This is a genomic window from Streptomyces sp. NBC_01261 (assembly GCF_036226385.1).
In the GTDB taxonomy this organism is placed as follows: Bacteria; Actinomycetota; Actinomycetes; order Streptomycetales; family Streptomycetaceae; genus Streptomyces.
This window is the reverse complement of record NZ_CP108463.1, coordinates 7,862,325-7,887,436: the sequence shown is the minus strand read 5'-3', so window position 1 is coordinate 7,887,436 and position 25,112 is coordinate 7,862,325. Positions and strand designations below refer to the sequence as shown.

The 25,112-nt window shown below is 70.5% G+C and carries 23 protein-coding genes and 1 pseudogene; 14 read left to right on the top strand and 10 right to left on the bottom strand.

Features of this window, described 5'->3' with window-relative positions:
- Positions 1-208: 208 nt before the first annotated feature.
- A complete protein-coding gene (locus tag OG226_RS35165; RefSeq protein ID WP_329351115.1) occupies positions 209-1,585 on the top strand; it encodes a cysteine desulfurase/sulfurtransferase TusA family protein in 1,377 nt (458 codons plus the stop codon).
- Between the two features lie 92 nt (positions 1,586-1,677).
- Here OG226_RS35165 and OG226_RS35160 read toward each other — a convergent pair whose 3' ends face one another.
- Positions 1,678-2,652: a carbohydrate kinase family protein gene (locus OG226_RS35160; protein WP_328683828.1), complete on the bottom strand. Its 975-nt coding sequence runs from the start codon at positions 2,650-2,652 to the stop codon at positions 1,678-1,680.
- 130 nt (positions 2,653-2,782) lie between these two features.
- Here OG226_RS35160 and OG226_RS35155 point away from each other — a divergent pair, with 130 nt between their 5' ends.
- Complete coding sequence (locus OG226_RS35155; protein ID WP_328683827.1) at positions 2,783-3,022, top strand: hypothetical protein; 240 nt, start codon at positions 2,783-2,785, stop codon at positions 3,020-3,022.
- Positions 3,023-3,190: 168 nt separating this feature from the next.
- Positions 3,191-5,158 (top strand): hypothetical protein, encoded by a 1,968-nt coding sequence (locus OG226_RS35150; RefSeq protein WP_329351114.1) that lies wholly within the window; start codon positions 3,191-3,193, stop codon positions 5,156-5,158.
- A 122-nt stretch (positions 5,159-5,280) separates the two neighbouring features.
- On the opposite strand, the gene OG226_RS35145 is transcribed toward OG226_RS35150, so the two are convergent.
- The gene (locus OG226_RS35145; protein ID WP_019065032.1) at positions 5,281-5,637 is read right to left on the bottom strand and encodes an iron-sulfur cluster assembly accessory protein; all 357 of its coding nucleotides are present in this window, start codon (positions 5,635-5,637) and stop codon (positions 5,281-5,283) included.
- Between the two features lie 296 nt (positions 5,638-5,933).
- Between OG226_RS35145 and nadA the strand changes: the two genes are divergently transcribed.
- The gene (gene nadA / locus OG226_RS35140) at positions 5,934-7,130 is read left to right on the top strand and encodes a quinolinate synthase NadA (RefSeq protein ID WP_329351113.1); all 1,197 of its coding nucleotides are present in this window, start codon (positions 5,934-5,936) and stop codon (positions 7,128-7,130) included.
- Between the two features lie 10 nt (positions 7,131-7,140).
- On the opposite strand, the gene OG226_RS35135 is transcribed toward nadA, so the two are convergent.
- From OG226_RS35135 to OG226_RS35120, 4 genes are all read right to left on the bottom strand, one after another.
- Entirely contained in the window at positions 7,141-7,827 is a 687-nt protein-coding gene (locus tag OG226_RS35135; protein ID WP_328683824.1) for a response regulator transcription factor, read from the bottom strand.
- Complete coding sequence (locus OG226_RS35130) at positions 7,824-9,044, bottom strand: sensor histidine kinase (RefSeq protein WP_328683823.1); 1,221 nt, start codon at positions 9,042-9,044, stop codon at positions 7,824-7,826. The genes OG226_RS35135 and OG226_RS35130 overlap by 4 nt, the downstream gene beginning before the upstream one ends.
- Before the next feature lie 144 nt (positions 9,045-9,188).
- Positions 9,189-9,467 carry a PspA-associated protein PspAA gene (pspAA, locus tag OG226_RS35125; protein WP_328683822.1) on the bottom strand — a complete coding sequence of 93 codons (279 nt, stop codon included), beginning with the start codon at positions 9,465-9,467 and terminating at the stop codon, positions 9,189-9,191.
- Between the two features lie 22 nt (positions 9,468-9,489).
- A complete protein-coding gene (locus tag OG226_RS35120) occupies positions 9,490-10,293 on the bottom strand; it encodes a PspA/IM30 family protein (protein ID WP_328683821.1) in 804 nt (267 codons plus the stop codon).
- Between the two features lie 178 nt (positions 10,294-10,471).
- Between OG226_RS35120 and OG226_RS35115 the strand changes: the two genes are divergently transcribed.
- The 3 genes from OG226_RS35115 (at position 10,472) to OG226_RS35105 (ending at position 13,146) form a co-directional block, all read left to right on the top strand.
- Positions 10,472-11,173, top strand: coding sequence for a DUF3043 domain-containing protein (locus tag OG226_RS35115; protein ID WP_328683820.1), 702 nt, complete (start codon positions 10,472-10,474; stop codon positions 11,171-11,173).
- A gap of 83 nt (positions 11,174-11,256) precedes the next feature.
- A complete protein-coding gene (locus OG226_RS35110) occupies positions 11,257-11,958 on the top strand; it encodes a class I SAM-dependent methyltransferase (protein WP_328683819.1) in 702 nt (233 codons plus the stop codon).
- Between the two features lie 87 nt (positions 11,959-12,045).
- Positions 12,046-13,146, top strand: coding sequence for a S1C family serine protease (locus tag OG226_RS35105; RefSeq protein WP_329351112.1), 1,101 nt, complete (start codon positions 12,046-12,048; stop codon positions 13,144-13,146).
- Positions 13,147-13,227: 81 nt separating this feature from the next.
- Here OG226_RS35105 and OG226_RS35100 read toward each other — a convergent pair whose 3' ends face one another.
- Positions 13,228-13,440, bottom strand: coding sequence for a hypothetical protein (locus OG226_RS35100; protein WP_033284163.1), 213 nt, complete (start codon positions 13,438-13,440; stop codon positions 13,228-13,230).
- A gap of 233 nt (positions 13,441-13,673) precedes the next feature.
- Between OG226_RS35100 and OG226_RS35095 the strand changes: the two genes are divergently transcribed.
- A complete protein-coding gene (locus OG226_RS35095; RefSeq protein ID WP_329351111.1) occupies positions 13,674-14,876 on the top strand; it encodes a bifunctional adenosylcobinamide kinase/adenosylcobinamide-phosphate guanylyltransferase in 1,203 nt (400 codons plus the stop codon).
- A gap of 160 nt (positions 14,877-15,036) precedes the next feature.
- On the opposite strand, the gene OG226_RS35090 is transcribed toward OG226_RS35095, so the two are convergent.
- Positions 15,037-15,561: a class I SAM-dependent methyltransferase gene (locus OG226_RS35090; RefSeq protein ID WP_328683816.1), complete on the bottom strand. Its 525-nt coding sequence runs from the start codon at positions 15,559-15,561 to the stop codon at positions 15,037-15,039.
- A gap of 138 nt (positions 15,562-15,699) precedes the next feature.
- On the opposite strand from OG226_RS35090, the gene cobT reads away from it, so the two are divergent.
- From cobT to OG226_RS35075, 3 genes are all read left to right on the top strand, one after another.
- Positions 15,700-16,914, top strand: coding sequence for a nicotinate-nucleotide--dimethylbenzimidazole phosphoribosyltransferase (gene cobT, locus OG226_RS35085; protein WP_328683815.1), 1,215 nt, complete (start codon positions 15,700-15,702; stop codon positions 16,912-16,914).
- 178 nt (positions 16,915-17,092) lie between these two features.
- Positions 17,093-18,859, top strand: coding sequence for a phosphatidylglycerol lysyltransferase domain-containing protein (locus OG226_RS35080; protein ID WP_328683814.1), 1,767 nt, complete (start codon positions 17,093-17,095; stop codon positions 18,857-18,859).
- Entirely contained in the window at positions 18,856-19,518 is a 663-nt protein-coding gene (locus OG226_RS35075; RefSeq protein WP_328683813.1) for a hypothetical protein, read from the top strand. The genes OG226_RS35080 and OG226_RS35075 overlap by 4 nt, the downstream gene beginning before the upstream one ends.
- 20 nt (positions 19,519-19,538) lie before the next feature.
- Here the strand turns inward: OG226_RS35075 and OG226_RS35070 are convergent, their stop codons facing one another.
- The gene (locus tag OG226_RS35070) at positions 19,539-20,306 is read right to left on the bottom strand and encodes a hypothetical protein (protein WP_328683812.1); all 768 of its coding nucleotides are present in this window, start codon (positions 20,304-20,306) and stop codon (positions 19,539-19,541) included.
- 60 nt (positions 20,307-20,366) lie between these two features.
- Between OG226_RS35070 and OG226_RS35065 the strand changes: the two genes are divergently transcribed.
- A complete protein-coding gene (locus OG226_RS35065; protein ID WP_328683811.1) occupies positions 20,367-21,143 on the top strand; it encodes an adenosylcobinamide-GDP ribazoletransferase in 777 nt (258 codons plus the stop codon).
- A 31-nt stretch (positions 21,144-21,174) separates the two neighbouring features.
- On the opposite strand, the pseudogene OG226_RS35060 reads toward OG226_RS35065, so the two are convergent.
- Positions 21,175-21,423: pseudogene (locus OG226_RS35060) on the bottom strand (DUF3492 domain-containing protein); the annotation flags it as partial.
- A 440-nt stretch (positions 21,424-21,863) separates the two neighbouring features.
- On the opposite strand from OG226_RS35060, the gene OG226_RS35055 reads away from it, so the two are divergent.
- Positions 21,864-23,387, top strand: a complete 1,524-nt coding sequence (locus tag OG226_RS35055; RefSeq protein WP_328683810.1) for a leucyl aminopeptidase — start codon at positions 21,864-21,866, stop codon at positions 23,385-23,387.
- 302 nt (positions 23,388-23,689) lie between these two features.
- The gene (gene lpdA / locus OG226_RS35050; protein WP_328683809.1) at positions 23,690-25,078 is read left to right on the top strand and encodes a dihydrolipoyl dehydrogenase; all 1,389 of its coding nucleotides are present in this window, start codon (positions 23,690-23,692) and stop codon (positions 25,076-25,078) included.
- The last annotated feature ends 34 nt before the right edge of the window (positions 25,079-25,112 follow it).

Below are 25,112 nucleotides of genomic sequence, written 5' to 3'. Positions count from 1 at the left end.
TGCGGACCAAACCCTAGCCGACGCCCTCCGGGGGTTCGCGGGGAGGGTGGCATACGCGCCGGGGGTTACTCCGGGCGCCTAATAGCTCGGGGGTTGAGGTGGTTTGGGCGAGTGCGGGATGCGTTGTGGCTTGTCGCGCCCCGCGGCGGAGCCGCTATGTCACAGTCCCGCGCCCCTTTGCGGCTCGCCCTCGTTCTAACGTTGCTGTGTGTCCTACTTCGATGCCGCCTCGTCCGCTCCCCTTCATCCAGTAGCCCAGCAAGCCCTGTTGGCGGCTCTCGACGACGGGTGGGCGGATCCTGCCCGGCTGTATCGGGAAGGGCGTAAGGCGCGGTTGCTGCTGGACGCTGCCCGTGAGGCCGCCGCCGAGGCTGTCGGGTGTCGGGCCGACGAGCTCGTCTTCACCTCCTCCGGGACCCGGGCCGTACACACGGGGATCGCCGGGGCGTTGGCGGGGCGGCGGCGCGTCGGGCGTCACCTGATCGTGTCAGCGGTTGAACACTCTTCCGTGCTCCATTCGGCCGAGGCGCTGGTCGCGGAGGGCGGTTCGTCGACCGAGGTGCCCGTGGACCGGACGGGCGCGGTGAGCGTGGCGACCTACGCCGATTCCCTCCGCTCGGACACCGCGCTGGCCTGTCTCCAGTCGGCCAACCACGAGGTGGGGACCGTGCAGCCGGTCGCCGAGGTGGCCGAGGCGTGCCGGGCGGTCGGGGTGCCGTTGCTGGTCGACGCGGCGCAGTCGCTGGGCTGGGGTCCGGTCGAGGGCGCGTGGTCGCTGCTCACGGCGAGCGCGCACAAGTGGGGCGGCCCGGCCGGTGTCGGCCTGCTGGTGGTCCGCAAGGGCGCGCGCTTCGCGCCCCAACGCCCCGTGGACGAACGGGAGTCGGGCCGCGCCGCCGGCTTCGAGAACATCCCCGCCGTGGTCGCCGCGGCCGCCTCGCTCCGCGCGGTCCGCGCGGAGGCGGCCCAGGAGGCGCTACGGCTGCGGGAACTGACGGAGCGGATCCGGGCGCGGGTGCCGAAGCTGGTGCCGGGCGTGGACGTGGTCGGCGATCCGGTGCGGCGACTGCCCGGGATCGTCACCTTCTCCTGTCTCTACGTCGACGGCGAGACCCTCCTCCACGAACTGGACCGCGCCGGTTTCTCCGTCTCCTCCGGTTCGTCCTGCACGAGCAGCACCCTGACGCCCAGCCACGTACTGAAGGCGATGGGCGTACTGAGTGAGGGGAATGTGCGGGTGTCGTTGCCGCGGGGGGCGGTGGAGGAGGACGTCGAGCGTTTCCTCGCCGTCCTGCCGGGGGTGGTGGCGGGAGTACGGGAGAAGTTGGGAGCGCAGGCGCCGGTGACCGTCGTGCAGGACGACTCGCTCGTCGTGAACGCCCTCGGCAAGCGCTGCCCGATCCCGGTGATCGAGCTGGCGAAGGTCATCGGCGACGTGCCGATCGGCGGCACGGTCAGGGTCCTGTCCGACGACGAGGCGGCACGCTTGGACATCCCGGCGTGGTGCGAGATGCGGGGCCAGGAGTACATGGGCGAGGAGAGAGCACTCAACGGCACGGCGTACATGATCCGCCGAGCAACATGAGCACCCTGTCTCTCAGGGGCGCGGGGCTGTGTCGATCTGCGGCTACCGCCGCGGGTGCGCGACCAGCCCCCACGCACCCGCACCCGACGAAATCAGCCCAGGTAACCCCGAACCTCACCCGCCGCGTCATGCCCATACGCCTTGGTGAACCGGTCCATGAAGTGCACCCGCCGCAGTTGATACTCCTGCGTGCCGACGGTCTCGATGACCAACGTGGCGAGCATGCAGCCGACCTGCGCCGCCCGCTCCAGCGAAACCCCCCATGCCAGCCCCGAGAGGAACCCCGCCCGGAACGCGTCGCCGACACCCGTGGGATCGGCCTTGCGCTCCTCCTCCGCGCAGCCGACCTCGATCGGGTCCATACCGACGCTCTCGATACGGACACCGCGCGCGCCGAGCGTGGTGACACGGTGGCCGACCTTGGACAGGATCTCCTCGTCGCTCCAGCCGGTCTTGGACTCGATGAGTCCCTTCTCGTACTCGTTCGAGAAGAGGTACGCCGCCCCGTCCAGCAGGATGCCGATGTCGTCGCCCTCCATGCGCGCGATCTGCTGGGAGAAGTCCGCGGCGAAGGGGATGGAACGGGTCCGGCACTCCTCCGTGTGGCGGAGCATCGCCTCGGGGTCGTCCGCGCCGATCAGGACCAGGTCGAGGCCGCCCACGCGGTCGGCGACGGTCTTCAGCTCGATCTGCCGGGCCTCGCTCATGGCGCCGGTGTAGAAGGAGCCGATCTGGTTGTGGTCGGCGTCGGTGGTGCACACGAAACGGGCGGTGTGCAGCGTCTCGGAGATACGCACCGAGCCGGTGTCGACGCCGTGCCGGTCGAGCCAGTCGCGGTACTCGGCGAAGTCGGAGCCGGCGGCGCCGACCAGGATCGGCGCGGTGCCGAGCTGGCCCATACCGAAGGCGATGTTGGCGCCGACACCTCCCCGTCGTACGTCGAGGTTGTCGACCAGGAAGGAGAGCGACACCGTGTGCAACTGGTCCGCGACCAGCTGGTCGGCGAAGCGGCCGGGGAAGGTCATGAGGTGGTCGGTGGCGATGGAGCCGGTGACTGCGATGCGCACGGCGAGGACTCTCCTGAGGGAGGCTGCGTTGACAGTTCACGCTACCCGGTCCGCACGGCGGCTCTGAAGCGCCAAAACTACCCGATAGTAGATCTTTCTTCGCGAGGTCGAGCGTGCCTACGGTGCCGCTATGACGAACCTCAAGGTCGACGGCCCCGTTCCGGTTCACGTTCCCGTCCGTATTCCGGTCCATCTCGAGGGCGAGGGCGAGGTCGATCTCGCGTCGCTGCGCGGTGACTGCGCGCGGATGGCTCCCCACTGGACGGTTCCCGACCGGATCGTCTCCCTCCCGGTGTCCCCGTCGCTCATCCACGGGGTGACCGTGCCGTCGACGTCGGCCCGACTGCTGGACGGCATGTCGGAGTACTGAGCGGAGTCATTCGGCAGGATCGGCGCGCTCGGGGGAACCGTGCGCTCCCCCGCTGCGTCCCATCGCTGTCCCCCGTAAAGGGGATGCGGGATACGACCCTTCTGCCTGCCCCTTTGACAGGGCCGGGTCAGGGTCATGGGACAGTTGCGCAGCCGAAGGAGCGATGCGGTGAACACCGAGCGACCCGACAACGACGACACGACCGGCACGTCCGGTGACGTGCGGGGCGTGGGGGACGCCGCGAAGGGCTCCACGAAGGGGCCCGAGGTCGACGACACCCGGGCCCGCCATGAGGAAGAAGCCGCTTCTACGGCGCCCCGCGCGGAGGCCGGTCATGGCCGGCCGGACGAGACGGGGGCCGGGGCGTCCGACGTAGACGCCGGCCACGCGGAGGAAGACGACCCGCCGGAGTCCGGCACGGAAGCCGGCCGGTCAGAGGAGTCGGAGGAGATCGGCCTCGCCGCGTCCGACGCCGAGGCGGGCCGAGAGACAGGCCGACCGGACGTCACGGGTCACGGGACGCGCGACGCGGACACCGACGCAGACGCAGACGCAGACGCAGACCGGCCGAAGGCAACCGGCCCCGCGGCGCCCACCACGGAAGCCGCTCTCCCGGAGCAGTCCGCCTCCACCACCGACCTCTCCCTGCGCGACCACTCCCCCGAAACCGACGACGACCGGCGCCCCGCCCGATCCAGGTCGCCCCTCGTCATCGCCTCCGTGGCCGCCGCCGTGCTGCTCGTCGGAGGGGGCGGGGCGTATCTCGCGTCGTCCTCGTCCGGGTCCGGGGGTTCGGGGGAAGGTACGGGGTCCGCGGCGTCCGGCGCCGACGGGACCCCGCCGCCGCTCGCGCTCGACGGGTATTCCAGCGGGGGTACGCGTGGGATCGCGTCCGGGGAGCCGAATCCGTACGGGGAGACGTATCGGGCCGTGGGGAGTCTGCCCGATAGGCCCGATTCCGCCGCCGTCTACTCGCCGCGGGGTGAGGTCGGCAAGGACGCGGTGAGCCGGCTCGCGAAGGCGCTCGGGGTCGTGGGGACGCCGGTCGCGGAGGGGCAGCTCTGGAAGGTGGGCGGGCAGGACGGTACCGGGCCCAGCCTGCAGGTGAACAAGGCGGCGCCGGGCATGTGGACGTTCAGCCGCTACGCGCCCGGCACCGACGACTGCACCGGCGGCACCCTCAAGTGCACGCACGATCCCGGTACTTCGGCCACCGACCCGGTAAGCGCGGCCGTGGCCGAGAAGGCCGCCGCCCCGATCCTCAAGGCCGTCGGCCAGGACGACGCGAAGGTCGACGCGAGCCAACTCATGGGCGCGCAGCGGGTGGTGAACGCCCAGCCGGTGATCGGCGGGCTGCCGACATACGGGTGGACCACCGGGCTGACCATCAGTGCCCAGGGTGAAGTGGTCGGCGGGAGCGGGGACTTGGCGGCGCCGATGAAGGGTGACGTCTATCCCGTGCTGAGTGCCCAGAAGACGCTCGACCTGATGAACGCGGCGCCCAGGACCGACCACCGCATGGGCATCGGCGGTTGCGCCAGTGCCGTACCGCTGAAGGACCGGCTGGAGGCGCCCTGCGGGTCGTCGACCTCGTCGTCGACCGCTTCCTCCGCCGCTACGCCCGCACAGGCCTCGACCACCGTCGAGCACGCGGTGTTCGGGCTCGCCGTGCACTCCGTGGGCGGGCAGCAGACGCTGGTGCCCTCCTGGTTGTTCGAGGCGCGGCAGCCGGGCGGGCAGGACAGCTTCACGCTGACGTATCCGGCGATCGACCCGAAGTATCTGGCCTCGGCCAACACGCCTGCTCCTACGGCGAGTTCGACGTCCACCGCGACGCCGCACGACGTCAAGGCGGACGGTTACACGGCCGACGGGAAGAGCCTCACCGTGGCCTTCACCGGCGGGGTGTGCGCGGACTACGAGGTGTCGGCCGTGGAGAGCTCGGACAAGGTGACGGTCACGGTGACCGACACGCCCTGGCCGGACAAGGTCTGCATCATGATCGCCAAGGTCTACCACCAGACCGTGCAGCTGAAGGCACCGGTCGGTGACCGGACGGTCGCGGGGTCGGACGGCACGAAGATCCCCGTGGAGAAGAAGGTCGAGGTCGGGGCGGGACCCTCACTCGCCCGGTAGCGACGACGACCGCAGTAGTAACGACGACCCCACGGGCTCCGGAAAAGCCCGAAGGCGGCGGCCCTGTCGGAGGGGGCCGCCGCCTTCGCTCTGCTCAGTTGCCCAACGGGGCGCAAGCGGGTTCAGCTGAACGAGTCGCCACAGGCGCAGGAGCCCGTCGCGTTCGGGTTGTCGATGGTGAAGCCCTGCTTCTCGATGGTGTCGACGAAGTCGATGGAGGCGCCGCCCAGGTACGGGGCGCTCATGCGGTCGGTGACGACCTTGACTCCGCCGAAGTCCTTGACGACGTCGCCGTCCAGGGAGCGCTCGTCGAAGAAGAGCTGGTAACGCAGGCCGGAGCAGCCGCCGGGCTGGACGGCGACACGCAGGGCCAGATCCTCACGGCCTTCCTGGTCGAGCAGGGCCTTGACCTTCGCCGCGGCGGCGTCGGACAGAAGGATGCCGTCGGTGACGGTGCTGGTCTCGTCCGATACGGACATCTACATCTCTCCCGGGTTGTACGGAGACTGCTTGCCGACATTTCAACCGGCGTGGCCGCGGATTCATTCCGGGCCGGGCGGCGTTCTTTTCGCCTGTATCTCTTCTGCTCTCTCTTCCATGCTCGCACACACCCGCAAGGTCCCTCGCTGAGTGCGTCCCGGGATTGATGTCACATCGACGCTATGGCCATCGTCAAACTGACGTGAAGCGGTTATGATAGATAATGTCAATTCGACGAAAAGGGCCGTCCTCCCATCGGGTCGGCCCGGCCCGCAGAACAGAAAGGGTGCGTGTCGTGACCACCGCCCAGACCCAGGAGCTCGACGTTCAGCCGACGCCCCTCGCCCTGCTCCTCCTCGGCCGCGAGGCCGACCCGAGCAGCGAGCGCGGCGTCGAGTGCCCCGGTGACCTGCCCTCGCCGTCCGACCCGGACCTGGTCGAGCGGGCCCGTGCGGCCAAGGAGAAACTCGGCGACAAGGTCTTCGTGCTCGGCCACCACTACCAGCGCGACGAGGTCATCCAGTTCGCCGACGTCACGGGCGACTCCTTCAAGCTGGCCCGGGACGCGGCCGCGCGCCCGGAGGCCGAGTACATCGTGTTCTGCGGTGTGCACTTCATGGCGGAGTCCGCGGACATCCTGACCGGCGACGACCAGAAGGTCGTCCTCCCCGATCTCGCGGCCGGCTGCTCGATGGCCGACATGGCCACCGCCGAACAGGTCGCCGAGTGCTGGGACGTGCTGACCGAGGCCGGCATAGCCGAGCAGGTCGTGCCCGTGTCGTACATGAACTCGTCCGCGGACATCAAGGCGTTCACGGGCAAACACGGCGGCACGATCTGCACGTCGTCGAACGCCGAGCGGGCCCTTGAGTGGGCCTTCGAGCAGGGCGAGCCCAATTCCACGAAGGTCCTGTTCCTGCCGGACCAGCACCTGGGCCGCAACACGGCGGTCCGCGACCTCGGCCTGAGCCTCGACGACTGCGTGCTCTACAACCCGCACAAGCCCAACGGGGGCCTCACCGTTGAGCAGTTGAGGGCCGCGAAGATGATCCTGTGGCGCGGCCACTGCTCGGTGCACGGCCGCTTCTCGCTGGAGTCGGTGGAGGACGTGCGGGCCCGGATCCCGGGTGTCAACGTCCTCGTCCACCCCGAGTGCAAGCACGAGGTCGTGAGCGCGGCGGACTACGTCGGATCGACGGAGTACATCATCAAGGCACTTGAGGCGGCCCCGGCCGGTTCCAAGTGGGCCATCGGCACCGAGCTGAATCTCGTACGCCGGCTCGCGAACCGTTTCGCCCCCGAGGGCAAGGAGATCGTCTTCCTCGACAAGACGGTCTGCTTCTGCTCGACCATGAACCGCATCGACCTCCCCCACCTGGTCTGGACCCTGGAGTCCCTCGCCGAGGGCAACCTGGTCAACCGCATCGAGGTGGACAAGGAGACGGAGGCGTTCGCCAAGCTGGCGCTGGAGCGGATGCTGGCGCTGCCGTAGGTCCGCCGGGTCATTCCACCCGCGGCCGGACCAGGCCCGACTCGTAGGCGATGACGACGAGTTGGGCCCGGTCGCGGGCGCCCAGTTTGGACATGGCCCTGTTGACATGGGTCTTCACCGTCAGGGGGCTGACCTCCAGGCGTTCGGCGATCTCGTCGTTCGAGAGGCCGCCGGCGACCTGGACGAGGACCTCGCGTTCGCGGACGGTGAGCGCTTCGAGGCGTTCGGCTCGGGCCGGGTCGCGGTCGTCGTCGAGGTCGCCGCCCTGGGCGAGGAAGCGGGCGATCAGGCCCTTGGTCGCCACCGGGGAGAGCAGTGCCTCTCCGGCCGCCGCGACTCTGATCGCGCTGAGGAGTTCCTCCGGTTCCGAGCCCTTGCCGAGGAAGCCGGACGCGCCCGCGCGCAGGGACTGGACCACGTAGTCGTCGACCTCGAAGGTCGTCAGTATGACCACGCGGACGCGGGCGAGCGACGGGTCGGCGCTGATCATGCGGGTCGCCGCGAGGCCGTCCGTGCCGGGCATCCGGATGTCCATCAGCACGACGTCGGCCCGCTCCTCCTTCGCCAGCCGTACGGCCTGTGCGCCGTCCGAGGCCTCTCCTACGACCTCCATGTCGGGCTCCGAGTCGACGAGTACGCGGAAGGCGCTGCGCAGCAGGGCCTGGTCGTCGGCGAGCAGGACACGGATCGTCGTCATACGGGGTCCCCCGAGGCGCGTGGGCGGGTCTTGACCGGCAGGATCGCATGGACGCGGAAACCGCCTCCGTAGCGGGGACCGGTGGTGAGGGTGCCGCGCAGGGCGGTGACGCGCTCGCGCATGCCGAGCAGGCCGTGGCCGCCGCCGGAGTCGGGGTCGTGGTCCTCGCCGGAGCCGTTGTCGAGGACGGTGACCTCCACGTTCGGGCCCACCCGGACGACACTCACCTCGGCCTTCGCCTCCGTACCGGCGTGTTTCTGCACGTTGGTGAGGGCTTCCTGGATGACGCGGTAGGCGGCCAGGTCCACGGCGGCCGGGAGGGTGGTGCCGTTGTCGGCGCGGGCGACCTCGACGTGGAGGCCGGCGCTGCGGAAGGTGCCGGCGAGTTCTTCGAGGCGGTCGAGGCCCGGGGCCGGTTCGGTGGGGGCCTCGGGGTCGCCGGACTGGCGCAACAGGCCGACGGTGGCGCGGAGTTCGTTGAGCGCGGAGCGGCTGGCCTCGCGTACGTGCGCGAGTGCTTCCTTGGCCTGGTCGGGGCGCTTGTCCATGACGTGCGCGGCGACTCCGGCCTGGACGTTGACCAGGGCGATGTGGTGGGCGACCACGTCGTGCAGGTCGCGGGCGATCCGCAGCCGTTCCTCGGCGACCCGGCGGCGGGCCTCCTCCTCGCGGGTGCGTTCGGCCCGTTCGGCGCGCTCCCGTATGGCGTGCACGAATTCCTTACGGCTGCGTACGGCGTCGCCGGCGGCGGCGGCCATGCCGGTCCAGGCGAAGATGCCGAGGTTCTCCTGGGCGTACCACGGGAGGGGGCCGCCGAGCATCGCGGCGCCGGTCAGCACGGTCATCGTGAGCAGGGCGACGCGCCAGGTCGTCGAGCGGTCGGTGGTGACGGCGACGGTGAACAGGGCGATCACGGCGGACATCGCGACCGGGGCGCGGGGGTCACTGGTGACGCTCTCGATGAGGGAGGCGGTGGCGGTGACGGCGAGCACCAGCATGGGCGCGCGGCGGCGTTTGACCAGCGCGGCGGCGCCGACCGCCATCAGGATCAGGCTGAGGGGGGCGGGGGTGCGGAGGCCCCAGCTGACGCCGTTGTCGCCGTGGGGGTCGACGAAGGAACCGGCGACCATGCAGACGAGCACCGCGGCGGCGAGGGTGACGTCCAGGGCCGATGGGTGCGCCTTCGCTTGGCAGCGGGCTCGGTCGAAAGCACTCATTCTGGCAACGGGGTTCCTGTGGCTGTGCGCGGTGTGGGCGTGCCGGGGGCTGTGCCCCCAGACCCCCCTTCGGCCCCGAAGGGGGGTCGTCCTCAAACGCCGGACGGGCTGACAAGTGACCCCGCGTCTAGAAGGTGGCGGCCCTCACCCCGGGATCAGGCCGTCGTCGCTCAGCAGGTCCCGGACCTGCTCCAGGGTGGCGTCCGGGGACGGGAGGATCAGTTCGGACGGTTCCAGGGAGTCGTCCGGCAGCGGCTCGCCCAGTTCTCGGACCTTCGACAGGAGTGCCTGGAGGGTCTCGCGGAAGGCGAGGCCGTCTCCGTTGCGCACTTCTGCCAGGAGTACGTCGTCCAACTTGTTCAGCTCGGTGAGGTGGCTGTCGGCCAGCCTCACCTGCCCCTCCCCCATGATCCGTACGATCATGTCGCCCTCCTCAGGCGTGGGCCTACTGCTTGTCGAAACGCGGGGTGTCCTGCGGCTGTGACGACGCCTGCGACTGGGACTGGTCCTTGCCGCCTTCGATCGCCTGCTGTGAAGCGGACGAGCCGCCGGCCAGCTCAGCCTTCATGCGCTGGAGTTCCAGCTCCACATCCGTACCACCGGACAGGCGTTCCAGCTCGGCCTGGATGTCGTCCTTGGCCATGCCGGTCGGGTCGTCCAGGGCACCGGAGGCGAGCAGCTCGTCGATGGCACCGGCGCGGGCCTGGAGCTGCTGGGTCTTGTCCTCGGCACGCTGGATCGCCAGGCCCACGTCGCCCATCTCCTCGGAGATGCCGCTGAAGGCCTCGCCGATCCGGGTCTGTGCCTGGGCCGCCGTGTACGTGGCCTTGATGGTCTCCTTCTTCGTACGGAAGGCGTCCACCTTGGCCTGGAGGCGCTGGGCCGCGAGGGTGAGCTTCTCCTCCTCGCCCTGGAGCGTCGTGTGCTGCGTCTCCAGGTCGGTCACCTGCTGCTGGAGCGCGGCCCGGCGCGAGAGCGCCTCGCGGGCCAGGTCCTCGCGGCCGAGGGCGAGCGCCTTGCGGCCCTGGTCCTCCAGCTTCGAGGACTGCGACTGCAGCTGGTTGAGCTGGAGCTCCAGACGCTTGCGGGAGGTGGCGACGTCGGCCACTCCCCTGCGCACCTTCTGAAGCAGCTCCAGCTGCTTCTGGTACGAGTAATCGAGGGTTTCGCGCGGGTCCTCGGCCCGGTCAAGGGCCTTGTTCGCCTTCGCGCGGAAGATCATCCCCATACGCTTCATGACACCGCTCATGGGCTTCGCGCGCCCCCTTCTGACGGACTCCAGCTCCAGCGACTACAACAGGACCAACAGTACGGGCCCTGCATCCATTACCGCACTGTTCGGGGACGGATGCGCTCATCCCCAAGGACGACTGACCGCGGTCCTGATCCGGCGTAAGGAGTAGGTGCTCCCCTGGGAGGACCCGCTCATGACGTCCTTCTCTGTCCCCCTACAGACGAGCGGTGTTGCCGGATCGTTCCCCACAGGGCTGGGGTCCAACCCCATTCACCCCTTACCCTTGGGTTTTGTGTTCCGTAGCCGCGCCAAGGAAGAGAAGGCAGCGCCCACCGACAAGGTGTCGCTGACCGACTCCAAGATGCCCCGAGACCCTCAGGCCCCGAAGGGTCGGCCCACGCCCAAGCGCAGTGAGTCACAGACTCAGCGCCGCAGCGTCGCCAACACTTCGATGACGCGCAAGGACGCCTCCAAGCGCCAGCGCGACGAGCGGCGAACGGCGATGGAGAAGCAGCGCCAGGCGCTCTCCGGCCGTGGCAACGAGCGGGATCTGCCCCTCCGTGACAGGGGTCCGATCCGTAAGTTCGGGCGTGACTACATCGACTCGCGCATCAACATCGCCGAGTTCTTCCTGCCGCTGGCCGTGGTGATCCTGGTACTCAGCGTGGTGCAGATCCCCGCGCTCCAGAACATCGCGCTGCTGCTGTGGCTCGTGGTGATCGTGCTGATCGTGGTCGACTCCTTCTGGAGCGTGTTCCGGCTGCGCAAGCAGCTCGCCGAGCGCTTCCCGGGCCAGAACACGAAGGGCACCGTCTGGTACGCCCTCATGCGCTCCCTCCAGATGCGTCGACTCCGGCTGCCGAAGCCGCAGGTCAAGCGCGGAGAGCGGCCCTGAGCGCGGACTCCTTCTCCGGGGGCGCGGCCGATGCCTGGCTGAGCAGGCTGGGCGGGCTGCGGGATGTCGTACGACAGGAGCTGGTGGCCCGGCAGCTCGACGAGCAGATAGCCGGCCGGTATCCGGTCGGACAGCGGTTGCGGGTGCTCGACGTCGGGATGGGCCAGGGCACGCAGGCGTTGCGGCTGGCCCGGGCCGGGCATCAGGTGACCGGGCTCGAACAGGAACCGAAGATGGTCGCCACGGCCCGCGAGGCGCTGTCCGGTGAGCCCGAGGGCATCCGGGAGCGGGTGCGGATCATCGAGGGCGACGGCCGGGACACGGGCGTGCACTTCCTGCCGGGCAGTTTCGACGTCGTGCTCTGTCATGGCGTACTCATGTACGTGTCCGAGCCCGATCCGCTGCTCGCGGGGCTTGCCCGGATGCTCGCGCCGGGCGGGCTGCTGTCGCTGCTCGTGCGGAACGCCGACGCGCTGGCCATGCGGCCCGGGTTGTCCTGGGACTGGGCGGGCGCGCTGGGCGCGTTCGATTCGACCGCCTATCGCAATCGGCTGGGTCTCGATGTGCGGGCCGACCGGCTGGGCACCCTGACGGCCACGCTGGCCGGGATCGGGGCGCCGCTGCAGGCCTGGTACGGCGTGCGGGTCTTCACGGACACCGCTCCGGAGGGCGTGGAGATCCCTGCGGACGTCGAGCCGCTGCTGGCCGCCGAGGAGCGGGCCGGGCGCACCGATCCGTATCGGGCGGTGGCCGCGCTGCTGCATCTGTGCGGTGTGCGGGGCTGAGGGCGCGGCCCTCCCCGCTGGTCCCCCAGGGGCCCGTTCGGGTCAGCAGTACAAGCCGGATATTCACCCCAAAGAGACACTCGGCGTATGGACTCCTCCCGTACCCGCACTCATACCCGTGCCCTGCGGCCGGTCGCTCTCCTCGCCGGTCTCGCCTGTTCGCTCGCGCTGGTCGCCGGGTGTTCGGGCGCCGGGTCCTCGTCGGCCTCGTCGAAGAAGGACGGTTCGACCACGCAGGCCGCCGAGGCCGCCGTACCGATGTCGAGTGACGATCTGCAGAGCGACTACCTGAAGGTGATCAAGGAGGTCCTGCCGTCGGTCGTGCAGATCCAGGCCAGCAGTGATCTGGGGTCGGGGGTCGTGTACGACGACCAGGGGCACATCGTCACCAACGCGCATGTGGTCGGGGACGAGAAGACGTTCAAGGTGACCACCGCGAACAGCGAGGACGTCCTCACCGCCAGGCTCGTCTACTCGTACCCCGAGCAGGACCTGGCCGTCGTCAAGCTGGACAAGGTGCCGGACGGGCTGAAGGCGGCGACCTTCGCGGACTCCTCCAAGGTCGAGGTGGGGCAGATCGTCCTCGCCATGGGTTCGCCGCTGGGACTGTCGTCCAGCGTGACGCAGGGCATTGTGTCGGCGACCGGACGGACCGTCAGCGAGGGCAGTACCGGGGGCGGTACGGGCGCGACCATCGCCAACATGGTGCAGACCTCGGCGGCGATCAACCCCGGCAACAGCGGGGGCGCGCTGGTGAATCTGAACGGGCAGGTCATCGGCATCCCGACCCTTGCCGCCACCGATCCCGACCTCGGGGGCAGTGCGGCGCCGGGGATCGGGTTCGCGATTCCGTCCTCGATGGTCAAGACGGTCGCCGACCAGATCGTCAAGGACGGCAAGGTCACCGACTCGGGGCGGGCGGCCCTCGGCATCACCGGTCGTACGGTCGTCGACGACAGTTACCGGGCCGCCGGGGTCGCCGTGGTCGAGGTGAAGGACGGCGGGGCGGCCGACAAGGCGGGCATCCAGGCGGGCGACATCGTCACGAAGCTCGGTGACACGGGTATCAGCACGATCACTTCGTTGTCGGAGGCGCTGGCGTCCGACAAGCCGGGGCAGAAGACGACGGTGACGTACTCGCGGAACGGGGCGTCGAAGAAGGTCGACGTGACGTTGGGCGAGCAGTAGCCCGGCCCGGTTCGGTTCAGGAACGAGGTGGGGGCGGCCGGGGAAACTCCGGCCGCCCCCACCTCTTTGGCCTACGGCGGGTTACGCGTCCTCGGCGTGCAGGCTCATCGGACCGTAGATCTGCGTGCCGTCCTCGAAGAGGAACACCTGGTCCGCGCCGCCCGCGACGAGTTCTTTCCAGATCTCGCCGAGCCAGGACTCCGCGTCGCCCTGTGTGGTGAACTCCTCCGGCGTGACCGCGGGTTCGACCTCGGTCCCGTCGGACTTCTCGAACCGCCAGATCCATGCCGCCATCTACGCCTCCAAAGTCTGAGCGCGTGCAGAACAGAAGCCGGATCTTGGTCCGGCTTCTGTGTGCAGCGTATTCGCTCCGCTGGGTTAGCGGGGGGTGAGCTGCGGATATTCGGTCGAGTGCGGGTCCGTGGGGGCTGGTCGCGCCCCGCGGCGGAGCCGCAAATGTCACAGCCCCGCGCCCCTTAGGGGGGCCACGTCGCGCGTGTCCACAAGTCAACGGTGAAAATCGACCCGTGGAACTCACTTTGCTCGGTACCGGTGCCCCCGCTGGACTCCCGCGGCCTGACTGTCCCTGTGCGGCCTGTGCCGTTTCGCTCGGGGTGGATGCCCGGGCGGCCACTGCCGTGCTTGTGGACGGGACGTTGTTGCTTGATCTGACGCCGGGGGCCGCCTTTGCCGCCGCGCGGGCCGGGCACTCGCTCGGCGGGGTACGGCAGGTGTTGTTGTCGCACCCGCATGACGGGCCTGCGGTGGAGGTGCCGGCCGGGCTGCCGCAGCCGGGGCGGGTGCCGGACGGGCGGGAGCTGGCGCTGTTGACGGGGCATCGGGTGCGGGCGGTGGCGATGGACGCGCCCGGTACCGGGTACGCCGTCACCGGGCCCGACGGGCAGCGGGTGCTGTATCTGCCGCCGGGGGGCGCGCCGGCCGGGCTTGAGGAGGGGGCCGGGCCGTCGTACGACATGGTGCTCGCCGATGTCGTGGGGCGGCCGGACGCCCTGGCCAAACTGCGAGCCGTGGGGGCGATGGGGCCCGCGACCGACGTCATCGCCGTGCATCTCGATCACGATGTGCCGCCGGGGGCCGAGTTGGCGCGGCGGCTGGCCGCCGTGGGGGCGCGGGCCGTGGCGGACGGTACGACGTTGACCGTGGGGGTGTACGAGGACGTGCCCGATGTGCCGCGGCGGACGCTGGTGCTGGGCGGGGCGCGGTCCGGGAAGTCGGTCGAGGCGGAACGGCGATTGGATGCCTTTCCCGATGTGCTGTACGTCGCCACCGGCGGCTCGCGCAACGGGGACACCGAGTGGGCCTCGCGCGTCTCCACGCACCGGGAGCGGCGGCCTGGGTCGTGGCGTACGGCGGAGACGTGCGACCTGGTGCCGTTGCTCGCGGAGGACGGGCCGCCGTTGCTCATCGACTGTCTGTCGCTCTGGCTGACGGACGCCATGGACTCCGCGGGGGCGTGGGACGACACGGAGTGGGGGGACGGCGGGGAGAAGCAACTCCGCGAGCGGGTAAGGGAGTTGACCGCCGCCGTGCGTGCCACGCGGCGGACCCTGGTCGCCGTGTCCAACGAGGTCGGCTCGGGGATCGTGCCGGCGACCGCGTCCGGGCGCCGGTACCGGGACGAGCTGGGGCGGTTGAACGCCGCCATCGCCGGTGAGTGCGAGCACGTGTTGCTGGTGGTGGCGGGGCAGGCGCTGACGTTGCGCGGCTAGGGCCCGTCCCGCCCGTCGATCGGTGGCTGTCGGGCGAGGAACTCGGCGAACGCCGCCGCCCGCTTCGCGCTCATGTACACCTGGCGTGCACGTACCGGACGTACGGCCCCTGCCGCTCCGGTCCTGGCGGTGGCTCCGGCGCGGCGCCCTCTCGGCGTACTCAGTGCCTGCGGGCGATGATCCGCTGCGGGGGCGGGAGCCGGTCCTGGAAGCCTCGGTGTTCGGGGACGAACTCGCAGTCGTGGGGCTCCAGTTGGGCGCGCAGGGCGTCCGGGCCGCCTTCCAGGAGGAGGAGGCCGCCGGGGCGCAGGACCGTGAGGGCGGCGCGGAGTTCGGCATCGGGGTCGGGGGCCGGTGAGCGGTCGCGCAGGAGGGTCACGACGTCGTAGCGGGACTGGAGGGCCGCGGTGATGTGGGGGTCCGTGAGGTGGCCGGCGTAGGCCTCCTCGATGCGTTCGGCGGCGCGGGCGCGGACTACTCGGGGGGTGGGGTCGAGGCCGTCGAAGGACGTGTACGGGAAGAGGGTCTTCGCCGTTTCGGGGAAGTGGGCGTCGCCGGTGCCGACGTCGAGCCAGCTCTCCGGTTCCGGGAGGAGCCGGAGGATCGCGCGGGCCAGTGCGCGGTGGCGGCGGCGCGCGTCGAGGGTGCTGACGCGCGTGCTGACGCGGGTGCGCAGGCTGTTCATGGGCGGCTCCCGGAGTCGTACGGCAAAACGGTGCAAACCGATACGTACGGGATCTAGATCTTGAGGGCAAGGACGTCCGGGGCGCGTGGTGGCCATGTGGCGCTGTCGCGTTCGATCGCTGCCGGTACTGTTCGGCGAATGAGCTCGCTTAATCTCGACGACTTCTCCGATCTGATCGAGCGCCCCGACGGCGGTGTGCGCCGTGACGCGGAGGCGCGCCGCGAACGTCAGATCGTGCCGCCCGGGTCGCTGGGGCGACTCGACGACCTGGGTGAGTGGTTGGCGGCGGCGCAGGGCGCCGTTCCGGTGCGGCCGGTCGAACGGCCGCGTGTGGTGTTGTTCGCGGGCGACCACGGGATCGCCGAACTCGGTGTGTCGGCCCGACCGGCGGGCAGCGCCGGGGAGTTGGTGCGGTCGGTGCTGGAGGGCGGCAGCCCCGCCGCGGTGCTCGCCCGGCGGCTCGGCGTGCCGGTGCGGATCGTGGACATGGCCCTGGACTGCGACCCCGGTTCACTGCCGGACGAGGTCGTGAAGCACCGGGTACGGCGGGGCAGCGGGCGCATCGACATCGAGGACGCGCTGACGCTGGAGGAGGCGACGGCCGCGTTCGAGGCCGGCGTCGCCGTCGCGAACGACGAAGCCGACTCCGGTACGGATCTGGTGGTCCTCGGCGATGTGAGCGTCGGCGGTACGACGTCTGCCTCTGTGCTGATCGCCGCGCTGTGCGGGACCGACGCGTCCGTCGTCACCGGGCGGGGTGGGCTCGCGATCGACGACCTCGCGTGGATGCGCAAGTGCGCGGCGATCCGGGACTCGCTGCGGCGGGCCCGGCCGGTGCTGGGCGACCAGTTGCAGCTGCTCGCGACGGTGGGCGGCGCCGACCTCGCCGCGATGACCGGGTTCCTGCTGCAGAGCGCCGTACGGAAGCTGCCGGTGATCCTGGACGGCGTCGTGGCCGCCGCGTGCGCGCTGGTGGGCCAGCGGGTCGCGTTCCGCGCGCCGGACTGGTGGCTCGCCGGCCAGAACAGCGGCGAGCCGGGCCAGGCGAAGGCACTGGACCGGATGGCCCTGGAACCCCTCCTCGACCACGGCGTGACGGTGGGAGAAGGCGCGGGCGCGCTGCTGGCACTGCCCCTGGTGCAGGCCGCGGCGGCGCTGGCGGCCGAACTCCCGCTCAGGCCGGAGGAGTTGGCGGAGCCGGAGGAGGTACCGGCGGAGGCGGAGGAGTCGGCGGAGCCTTCCGTAGCGCCGGAAGCGGCGACTCAAGCGGCGGCTGAGGCGGAGCGGGCCGTGGAGCCGGAGAAGGCCGACGCCCCGGTCGAGGCCGAGGCCGAGAAGCCGACCGACGCGTAGCGGCCGACCGGCACCGAGAACCCGGCCGGGACCGAGAGGCCTGCCGACGCACGGCAGCCGACCGGGGTCGCCAAGTCGGTCCGCCGGGGACACGGGGCACACGGAGTGACCGGGGCGTGATCGTTGTGGCGGCGGATGAGAACCGTTCGCCGCGGCAACGCCCATATGATCCTCCTTCATGGGAGATGTCCGGGTCGGGCCCGTTCAGGAACGTCACAGCTCAGGTGCCTCGCGGCGGGCCGCGGCCTTCGCCGTCTGGTATCTGCGGGCCGTCGCGTTCATCAACTTCCTCAGCGCGGCGTGGGTTTCGCTGGGGCAGGACGTACGACGGCACAACCAGGAGAACTTCTTCACGCCGTATCTGCTGACGGCAGGCTTCGCGTCCGGGGTGTTCACGGCGTTCCTCGCCATCACCATGCGGCGCCGCAAACGCGCCGCGTGGATCCTGAACCTGGTGGTCAGCGGGCTGTTCCTGGCGCTGTTCGGGTTCGCGATGTCGTTCCAGGAGATCCGCCAGTACCCGCAGAACTGGATCTCCCTGGTGCTGACCGCCGCGTTCGTGGCCGCGCTGGTGGCGGGGCGGCGGGAGTTCTACGCGAAGGGCGACCGGTCCAACCCCCGGCTCGCCGCCGTCGTCGCCGTCGGCGGCACCCTGGCCGCCTCACTGCTCGCCGCGCTGCTGGTGACGGTCACCAACCAGGCGCACGACGCGTCCCGTTCGACCTTCGTGGAGCGCTGGCGCTACGGCGCGTTCCGGCTGGTGTCCATCGCCGCCCCGGAGAATCGCTTCCCCGGCATCTGGACCCCGAACTGGGTCAACGTCGTCATCAACGTCCTCAGCACGGTCCTCGTCCTCGCCGTGTTCTACGCCGCGTTCCGCTCCCGGCGCGCCGTCGACCCGCTCACCGAGGACGACGAGAAGAAGCTGCGGGCGCTGCTGGAGCGGCAGGGCGAGCGGGACTCCCTCGGGTACTTCGCGCTGCGCCGGGAGAAGAGCGTGGTGTGGTCGCCGACCGGCAAGGCGGCCGTCGCGTACCGGGTGGTGGGCGGGGTCTCGCTGGCCTCCGGCGACCCGATCGGCGACCCGGAGGCGTGGCCCGGCGCGATCGAGCCCTGGCTCGCGGAAGCCCGCGTTCACGGATGGATTCCGGCCGTCATGGGCGCGAGCGAGGAGGCGGGCACGGTCTACGCACGGCACGGCCTCGACGCCCTCGAACTCGGGGACGAAGCCCTCGTCGAGGTCGCCGAGTTCACCCTCGAAGGGCGTGCCATGCGGACCGTACGGCAGGCCTTCAACCGGGTGAAGCGGGCCGGGTACACCGTGCGGATCCGGCGCCACGAGGACATCCCGGCCGAGGAGATGGCGTATCTGCTGAAGCGCGCGGACGACTGGCGCGACGGGGCCACGGAGCGCGGGTTCAGCATGGCGCTCGGGCGGCTCGGGGACCCCGACGACGGGCGGTGCGTGATGCTCGAATGCACCGACGGGGAGGGCGAGTTGAGGGCGGTGCTGTCCTTCGTGCCGTGGGGCCCGCACGGGCTGTCGCTCGACCTGATGCGCCGGGACCGCGACTCCGACAACGGACTGATGGAGTTCATGGTGATCGAACTCCTGCGCCGCGCCCAGGAGATCGGCATCACCCAGGTCTCGCTCAACTTCGCCATGTTCCGCTCGGTCTTCGAACGGGGGGCGCGGATCGGTGCCGGGCCGGTGCTGCGGCTGTGGAGGTCACTCCTCAGCTTCTTCTCGCGCTGGTGGCAGATCGAGTCGCTGTACCGCGCCAACGCCAAGTACCGGCCCATCTGGGAACCCCGGTTCCTGCTCTTCGAGAAGAGCGCGGACCTCTTGCGCATCGGCCTCGCGGCGGCGCGCGCGGAGGGGTTCCTGGAGGCACCGGGCCTGCCGAAGTGGCTGCACCGCAAGCACCTGGAGACCCACAGATGAACCGTCTCGCCCGCTGGGCCCGCGCCGAATGGGGACTGCTCTACGTCACCGTGCGCGAGCCGCTGCTGAAGCGGCGCCGGCGGGCGATCCCGATGACGCTCGGGGCGGTGGCGCTGACGGCGGTCCTGCAGTTCGTGCAGAACCAGTCGTGGGGCTACCGGTTCGTACAGGACACGGGCGCGGTACGGGCCGTGGATCCGCTGTGGCTGGCCCTCCTCCGCACCCCGCTCTCCCTCTTCGTCCCGGCACTGGACCTCCCCGTATGGGGCGCCCTGGCCCAGATCCTCTTCGTGTTCGGCATCGCGGAGATCGCCCTCGGCCGCTGGCGCACACTCGTCATCGCCTACGCCGCGACCCTCGCCGGCACGCTCTACGCCCGCCTCGGCATCCGGCTCGGCTTCGACAACCCGTTCGGGCTGCCCGGCTCGGACCGGCTGGTCGTGGACACGGGTCCCTCGGCCGCGGTGGTCGGCCTCGCGGTGTTCGTCGCGTGGCGCTACGGCGCGTACGCCACGGCCCTCGCGGTGACCGCGGCGATAGTGATCGAGGTGATGCTGAAGGGCAACCTCGCGGGCAAGGAGCATCTGGCGGCGATCATCGCGGTGGGGTTGCTGTGTCTGGCGTCGGCGCTACGGCATCGCGGGCGGGCGGCGGGCTGAGCGGGCCGGGCGCGGTGTCCTCATCGGTGCCCGGGAAGCCGTAGCGGCTCCGGGTCCGGTTTGCCGCCGATCCAGTCCTGGACGGTTCGGCGCGGGCCCGCCCAGCGGCGGTCGTGGTGGTAGGCGCGCAGGGTGGAACGGGCTCGGGCCCGGTGGCGGCGCCTGCGGTAGAAGCGCTTGGCCCACGGGGAACCCGGGCGGGCCAGACGAATCGCGCCGACGACGGCGACCAGTGGGACCAGGACGCCGAAGACCGCCGTGCGGGCCTTGCCCTTGCTCAGGGCGATGAGGGAGAAGAGGAAGTTCACCGCGACGCTCACGATCACGCTGGCGCGGTCGTGGAGTTCGGTGTCGGTGAGGTCGTTGACGCCGAAGGGCGAGAAACCGGCGAGGACGAAGCCGACCAGGGCCGCCGTGAGCACCACCGCCTCGACGCTCTTGCGGCCCGCCTCGGTCCAGTACACGTCGTCGAGGTAGAGGATCAGCGCGAACTCGTCCAGGACCAGGCCAGCGCCCATGCCGAAGACGATCGCGAACACCGCCGATCCGACGCCGTAGCGCGTGCTGGCCACCGCGCCGAAGCCGCCGATCACGGTGAGGACCACGCCCGGGACGACGTGGTGGATGTGCACGTCGCCGGCCTTGATGTTGCCGAAGGGGCCCTTGCCGGCGCGGATCAGGCGGGTGATGACCCGGGTGATGAGGAAGGTCAGGACGAAGGCGGTGAGCGCGAGGAGCAGGGGGAGTTTGCCCGGCTCGACGATGTTGCGGTGCAGCCAATGTCCCATATGCGCACTTTAGCGACGGCCGCCGGGGGTGCCCTCCTGCCCGCCGGGTAATCTGCGCCGGTGTCCAAGACCTCGTCCCTCGACGGCCTCCGCTTCGCGTTCGGCACGCTGACCGTTCTCCCGGTCGGGGTGACCCGCTGGGATCGTGATGCCGCGCGTGCCGGGATGCTGGTGGCGCCGGTCGTGGGGGTGGTCGTCGGAGGGTGTGCGGCGGGGGTCGGGCTGCTGTTTCTGTTCCTGGGCGCGGGGTCGCTGCTTGCCGCCGTGGCCAGTGTCGCCGTGCCTGCCGTTCTCACACGGGGACTGCATCTGGATGGGCTAGCGGACACTGCCGATGGGCTGGGCAGTGGGAAGCCCGCGGAGGACGCGCTGCGGATCATGAAGCAGTCGGACATCGGCCCGTTCGGGGTGCTCGCCCTTGTCTTCGTGCTTCTGGGGCAGGTGGCTGCGCTGGCTCAGCTCTACGGCGACTCCTGGGCCCGGGGCGCGGTCGGGGCCGTTGTCTCGGCGGTCGCCGCACGGCTCGCGCTGACGCTGGCCGCGCGGGGCGGGGTGCCTGCGGCTCGGCCGGAGGGGTTGGGGGCGGCGGTTGCCGGTGTTGTGCCGGTCCGCTGGGCGCTGGGCCTGGGGGTAGGGGTCGTGGTCGTGGGTTGGGCGTGCGGGGTGGCTCTGGGGATCTGTGGGATCGGCCCCGCCTTCGTTGTGGCCCTGGTTGTCGCCGAGGTTCTTCTGCGGCACTGTCGGCGGCGGTTCGGCGGGGTCACAGGAGATGTGTTCGGGGGGCTCGCGGAGAGTGCGGCTACGGCTGCGTTCGTGGTGCTTTCGTTTGGTGGATGAGTGCGGGTGCGTGGGGGCTGGTCGCGCAGTTCCCCGCGCGCTTCTCGGCGGCGAGCGCGGGCAGGGTCGCCGGGCCGCTGCTGACGGCGTGTGCGACACAGTCCTCGGGGATGCGGACGCCGAGCGGGCGAAGTGCGTGCTCCAGCAGGTCCGTTGTGGTGAGAACGTCGTGAACTGTGCGGCGGGAGGCGGCTGTTGGGAGATGCGGCATCTTCCACATCAACATCCACATCAGCGAGCGCGACGTCGTCTCGGTGCGCAGGGCCGCCGAACTCGCCCCGAACGACGCCTCGTTGGGCGTGCCGTCGCCCGTGTCGCTCAGGAGGGCCGGGGCGATCGTGGGCCTTGAGATCGATGCGCGGCTCGTCGGCGGCAGCTGCGCCGGGTGCTCCCTGTGGTCGTCTCGCGGAGGATCCGTGGGAGGCGTACGAATCGATGAGCGTGTCGCCCACGTGAACCTCGCGAGCGTGGCGCAGGACATCCAGGGTGCGGATCGAGAAGTGGCCACTCCGCTTCCGGCAGGTGAACCCCTCGCGGGAACGGGTGAACCCCCCGCGCGAATGAGCCATGACACACACGCGCGTACGCTCGTCCTGGGCGCTCCACCAGCCCCCTATGCCGACCACCGCCGCAGGTCGGAAATAGGGTCGGCTGTCGGGCCCGGTCGACCCACCCCGATCGACCACAGGAACTTCACATCGGAAGCGAGAATTCACCACTGTGACTGCTCTCACTCTCAGCACCGCCGCGGCGCCCGGCCTGCGGGCCGACGCGATCGTGATCGGTGTCGGCAAGGGCGGCAAGGGCCCGGTCGTCGCACCGGGCGCCGACGCCGTTGACAAGGCGTACGACGGCAAGCTCGCCGGCGTCCTGGAGACCCTGGGCGCCTCCGGTGCCGAGGGCGAGATCACGAAGCTGCCCGCACCGGCCGGCTTCAAGGCCCCGCTCGTGCTCGCGGTGGGACTCGGCGCGGAGCCCGAGGAGGGCGAGGCGTACGGCGCCGAGGCGCTGCGCCGGGCCGCCGGCGTCGCCGCCCGCGCGCTCACCGGCGCCAAGAAGGCCGCCTTCGCGCTCCCCCTCGCCGACGCCGCCGACGCCGGCGCGATCGCCGAGGGCGCGCTGCTCGGCGCGTACTCCTTCGACGCGTACAAGGGCAGCGCCAAGGACGCGAAGGCGGGCGGCAAGGCCCCCCTCGCCGAGGTCGCCCTGCTCGGCGGCAAGCCGCGCGACAAGGAGTACAAGGCGGCCGTGGAGCGTGCGCTCGCGGTCACCGAGGAGCTCAACCGCGCCCGCGACCTGATCAACACCCCGCCGAACGACCTCGACCCCGAGGCCTTCGCCGCCGTCGCGCAGACCGCGGCGAAGGAGCACGGCATCAAGGTGCAGGTGCTGGACGAGAAGGCCCTGGAGAAGGGCGGTTACGGCGGCATCCTCGGCGTCGGCGCCGGTTCCGCGGCCGGTCCGCGGCTGGTGAAGCTGTCGTACACGCACGCCGACGCGACCAAGCACCTCGCGTTCGTCGGCAAGGGCATCACGTACGACTCGGGCGGCATCTCGCTCAAGCCGGCCGGGCACAACGAGACGATGAAGTGCGACATGAGCGGTGCGGCCGCGGTGTTCGCGGCCGTCGTCGCCGCCGCGCGGCTGGGCCTCGCCGTCAATGTCACCGGCTGGCTCGCGCTCGCCGAGAACATGCCGTCCGGCTCCGCGACGCGTCCCGGTGACGTGCTGCGGATGTACAGCGGCAAGACCGTCGAGGTGCTCAACACGGACGCCGAGGGCCGCCTTGTCCTCGCGGACGCGTTGTGGGCCGCGTCGGCGGAGAAGCCGGACGCGATCGTGGACGTGGCCACGTTGACCGGGGCGATGGTTCTGGCTCTCGGGAGCCGGACGTTCGGTGTCATGGCGAACGACGACGCGTTCCGGGCGGCGATCGTGGACGCGGCCGAGGAGGTCGGCGAGCCGTCGTGGCCGATGCCGCTGCCGGAGCACCTGCGCAAGGGGATGGACTCTCCCACCGCCGACATCGCGAACATGGGTGAGCGGATGGGTGGGGGGCTCGTCGCCGGGCTGTTCCTGCGGGAGTTCGTGGGTGAGGGGATCACCTGGGCGCATGTCGACATCGCCGGGCCGGCGTTCAACGAGGGCGGGCCGTTCGGCTACACGCCCAAGGGCGGGACGGGGTCTGCGGTGCGGACGCTCGTGCGGCTTGCGGAGTTGACTGCGGCCGGGGATCTGGGCTGACGTTCGCCCAGTAGCTCGGTGCCTTTAGGTGCGTGGGCGACTGCGGGACGGCCTGTGGCCGGTCGCGCAGTTTCCCGCGCCCCTGGGGGGTCGCACCCAGGGATGGCAAAAGCCGCAGCGTCTCTCATGTGAGCGTGTGGTGTCTCACACCCGGGCCCGGCGTCTCGTTGGGCCTCGACAAGTGCGAAGATGGGCTCGGCAGGACAGGGCCCCCACCACAGGGCCGAAGAAAGAGCGGCCGGACACCAGCCGCCGACCGGTCGTCGCCGACCGGCGTGGCGCACATGCATGGAGGACGTGACGTGGCGAACGACGCCAGCACCGTTTTCGACCTAGTGATCCTCGGCGGTGGTAGTGGCGGTTACGCCGCGGCGCTGCGCGGGGCCCAGCTGGGCCTGGACGTCGCCCTGATCGAGAAGGACAAGGTCGGCGGCACCTGCCTGCACCGAGGATGCATCCCCACCAAGGCCCTGCTCCACGCGGGCGAGATCGCCGACCAGGCCCGCGAGAGCGAGCAGTTCGGCGTCAAGGCCACCTTCGAGGGCATCGACGTACCGGCCGTCCACAAGTACAAGGACGGCGTGATCTCGGGTCTGTACAAGGGACTCCAGGGTCTGATCGCATCCCGCAAGGTGCACTACATCGAGGGTGAGGGGCGGCTCTCCTCCCCCACCTCCGTCGACGTCAACGGCCAGCGCGTCCAGGGCCGCCACGTCCTGCTGGCGACCGGCTCCGTGCCGAAGTCGCTGCCGGGCCTGGAGATCGACGGCAACCGGATCATCTCCTCGGACCACGCCCTGGTCCTGGACCGCGTCCCGCAGTCCGCGATCATCCTGGGCGGCGGTGTCATCGGCGTGGAGTTCGCCTCCGCGTGGAAGTCCTTCGGCGCCGACGTGACGATCATCGAGGGCCTGAAGCACCTCGCCCCTCTTGAGGACGAGAACTCCTCCAAGCTTCTTGAGCGCGCGTTCCGCAAGCGCGGCATCAAGTTCAACCTGGGCACCTTCTTCTCGAAGGCCGAGTACACCGAGAACGGTGTCAAGGTCACCCTCGCCGACGGCAAGGAGTTCGAGGCCGAGCTGCTGCTGGTCGCGGTGGGCCGCGGGCCCGTCTCCGCCGGTCTCGGTTACGAGGAGCAGGGCGTCGCGATCGACCGCGGCTACGTCACGGTCGACGAGTACATGCGGACGAACGTCCCGACCATCTCCGCCGTCGGTGACCTGGTCCCGACGCTCCAGCTCGCGCACGTCGGCTTCGCCGAGGGCATCCTGGTGGCGGAGCGTCTGGCCGGTCTGAAGACCGTTCCGATCGACTACGACGGTGTCCCCCGGGTGACGTACTGCCACCCCGAGGTCGCCTCCGTGGGCATCACCGAGGCCAAGGCCAAGGAGATCTACGGCGCGGACAAGGTCGTCGCTCTGAAGTACAACCTCGCGGGCAACGGCAAGAGCAAGATCCTCAACACCTCGGGCGAGATCAAGCTCGTCCAGGTGAAGGACGGTGCCGTGGTCGGCATCCACATGGTCGGCGACCGCATGGGCGAACAGGTCGGCGAAGCCCAGCTGATCTACAACTGGGAAGCGCTGCCCGCCGAGGTCGCCCAGCTGATCCACGCGCACCCGACGCAGAGCGAGGCGCTCGGCGAGGCCCACCTGGCACTGGCGGGCAAGCCTCTCCACTCCCACGACTGACCCCCTCGGTCGGACGACGACACAGACTTCCGCA

What these genes read in the sequence shown, in the direction of transcription:
- OG226_RS35130 (WP_328683823.1), bottom strand. Translation starts at nt 9,044, where the DNA reads ATGAGTGCTTTCGACCGAGCCCGCTGCCAAGCGAAGGCGCACCCATCG.
- OG226_RS35135 (WP_328683824.1), bottom strand. Translation starts at nt 7,827, where the DNA reads ATGACGACGATCCGTGTCCTGCTCGCCGACGACCAGGCCCTGCTGCGC.
- OG226_RS35145 (WP_019065032.1), bottom strand. Translation starts at nt 5,637, where the DNA reads ATGTCCGTATCGGACGAGACCAGCACCGTCACCGACGGCATCCTTCTG.
- pspAA (WP_328683822.1), bottom strand. Translation starts at nt 9,467, where the DNA reads ATGATCGTACGGATCATGGGGGAGGGGCAGGTGAGGCTGGCCGACAGC.
- cobT (WP_328683815.1), top strand. Translation starts at nt 15,700, where the DNA reads ATGAGCTCGCTTAATCTCGACGACTTCTCCGATCTGATCGAGCGCCCC.
- OG226_RS35120 (WP_328683821.1), bottom strand. Translation starts at nt 10,293, where the DNA reads ATGAGCGGTGTCATGAAGCGTATGGGGATGATCTTCCGCGCGAAGGCG.
- OG226_RS35115 (WP_328683820.1), top strand. Translation starts at nt 10,472, where the DNA reads ATGACGTCCTTCTCTGTCCCCCTACAGACGAGCGGTGTTGCCGGATCG.
- OG226_RS35100 (WP_033284163.1), bottom strand. Translation starts at nt 13,440, where the DNA reads ATGGCGGCATGGATCTGGCGGTTCGAGAAGTCCGACGGGACCGAGGTC.
- OG226_RS35090 (WP_328683816.1), bottom strand. Translation starts at nt 15,561, where the DNA reads ATGAACAGCCTGCGCACCCGCGTCAGCACGCGCGTCAGCACCCTCGAC.
- OG226_RS35105 (WP_329351112.1), top strand. Translation starts at nt 12,046, where the DNA reads ATGGACTCCTCCCGTACCCGCACTCATACCCGTGCCCTGCGGCCGGTC.
- OG226_RS35070 (WP_328683812.1), bottom strand. Translation starts at nt 20,306, where the DNA reads ATGGGACATTGGCTGCACCGCAACATCGTCGAGCCGGGCAAACTCCCC.
- OG226_RS35075 (WP_328683813.1), top strand. Translation starts at nt 18,856, where the DNA reads ATGAACCGTCTCGCCCGCTGGGCCCGCGCCGAATGGGGACTGCTCTAC.
- OG226_RS35080 (WP_328683814.1), top strand. Translation starts at nt 17,093, where the DNA reads ATGGGAGATGTCCGGGTCGGGCCCGTTCAGGAACGTCACAGCTCAGGT.
- OG226_RS35155 (WP_328683827.1), top strand. Translation starts at nt 2,783, where the DNA reads ATGACGAACCTCAAGGTCGACGGCCCCGTTCCGGTTCACGTTCCCGTC.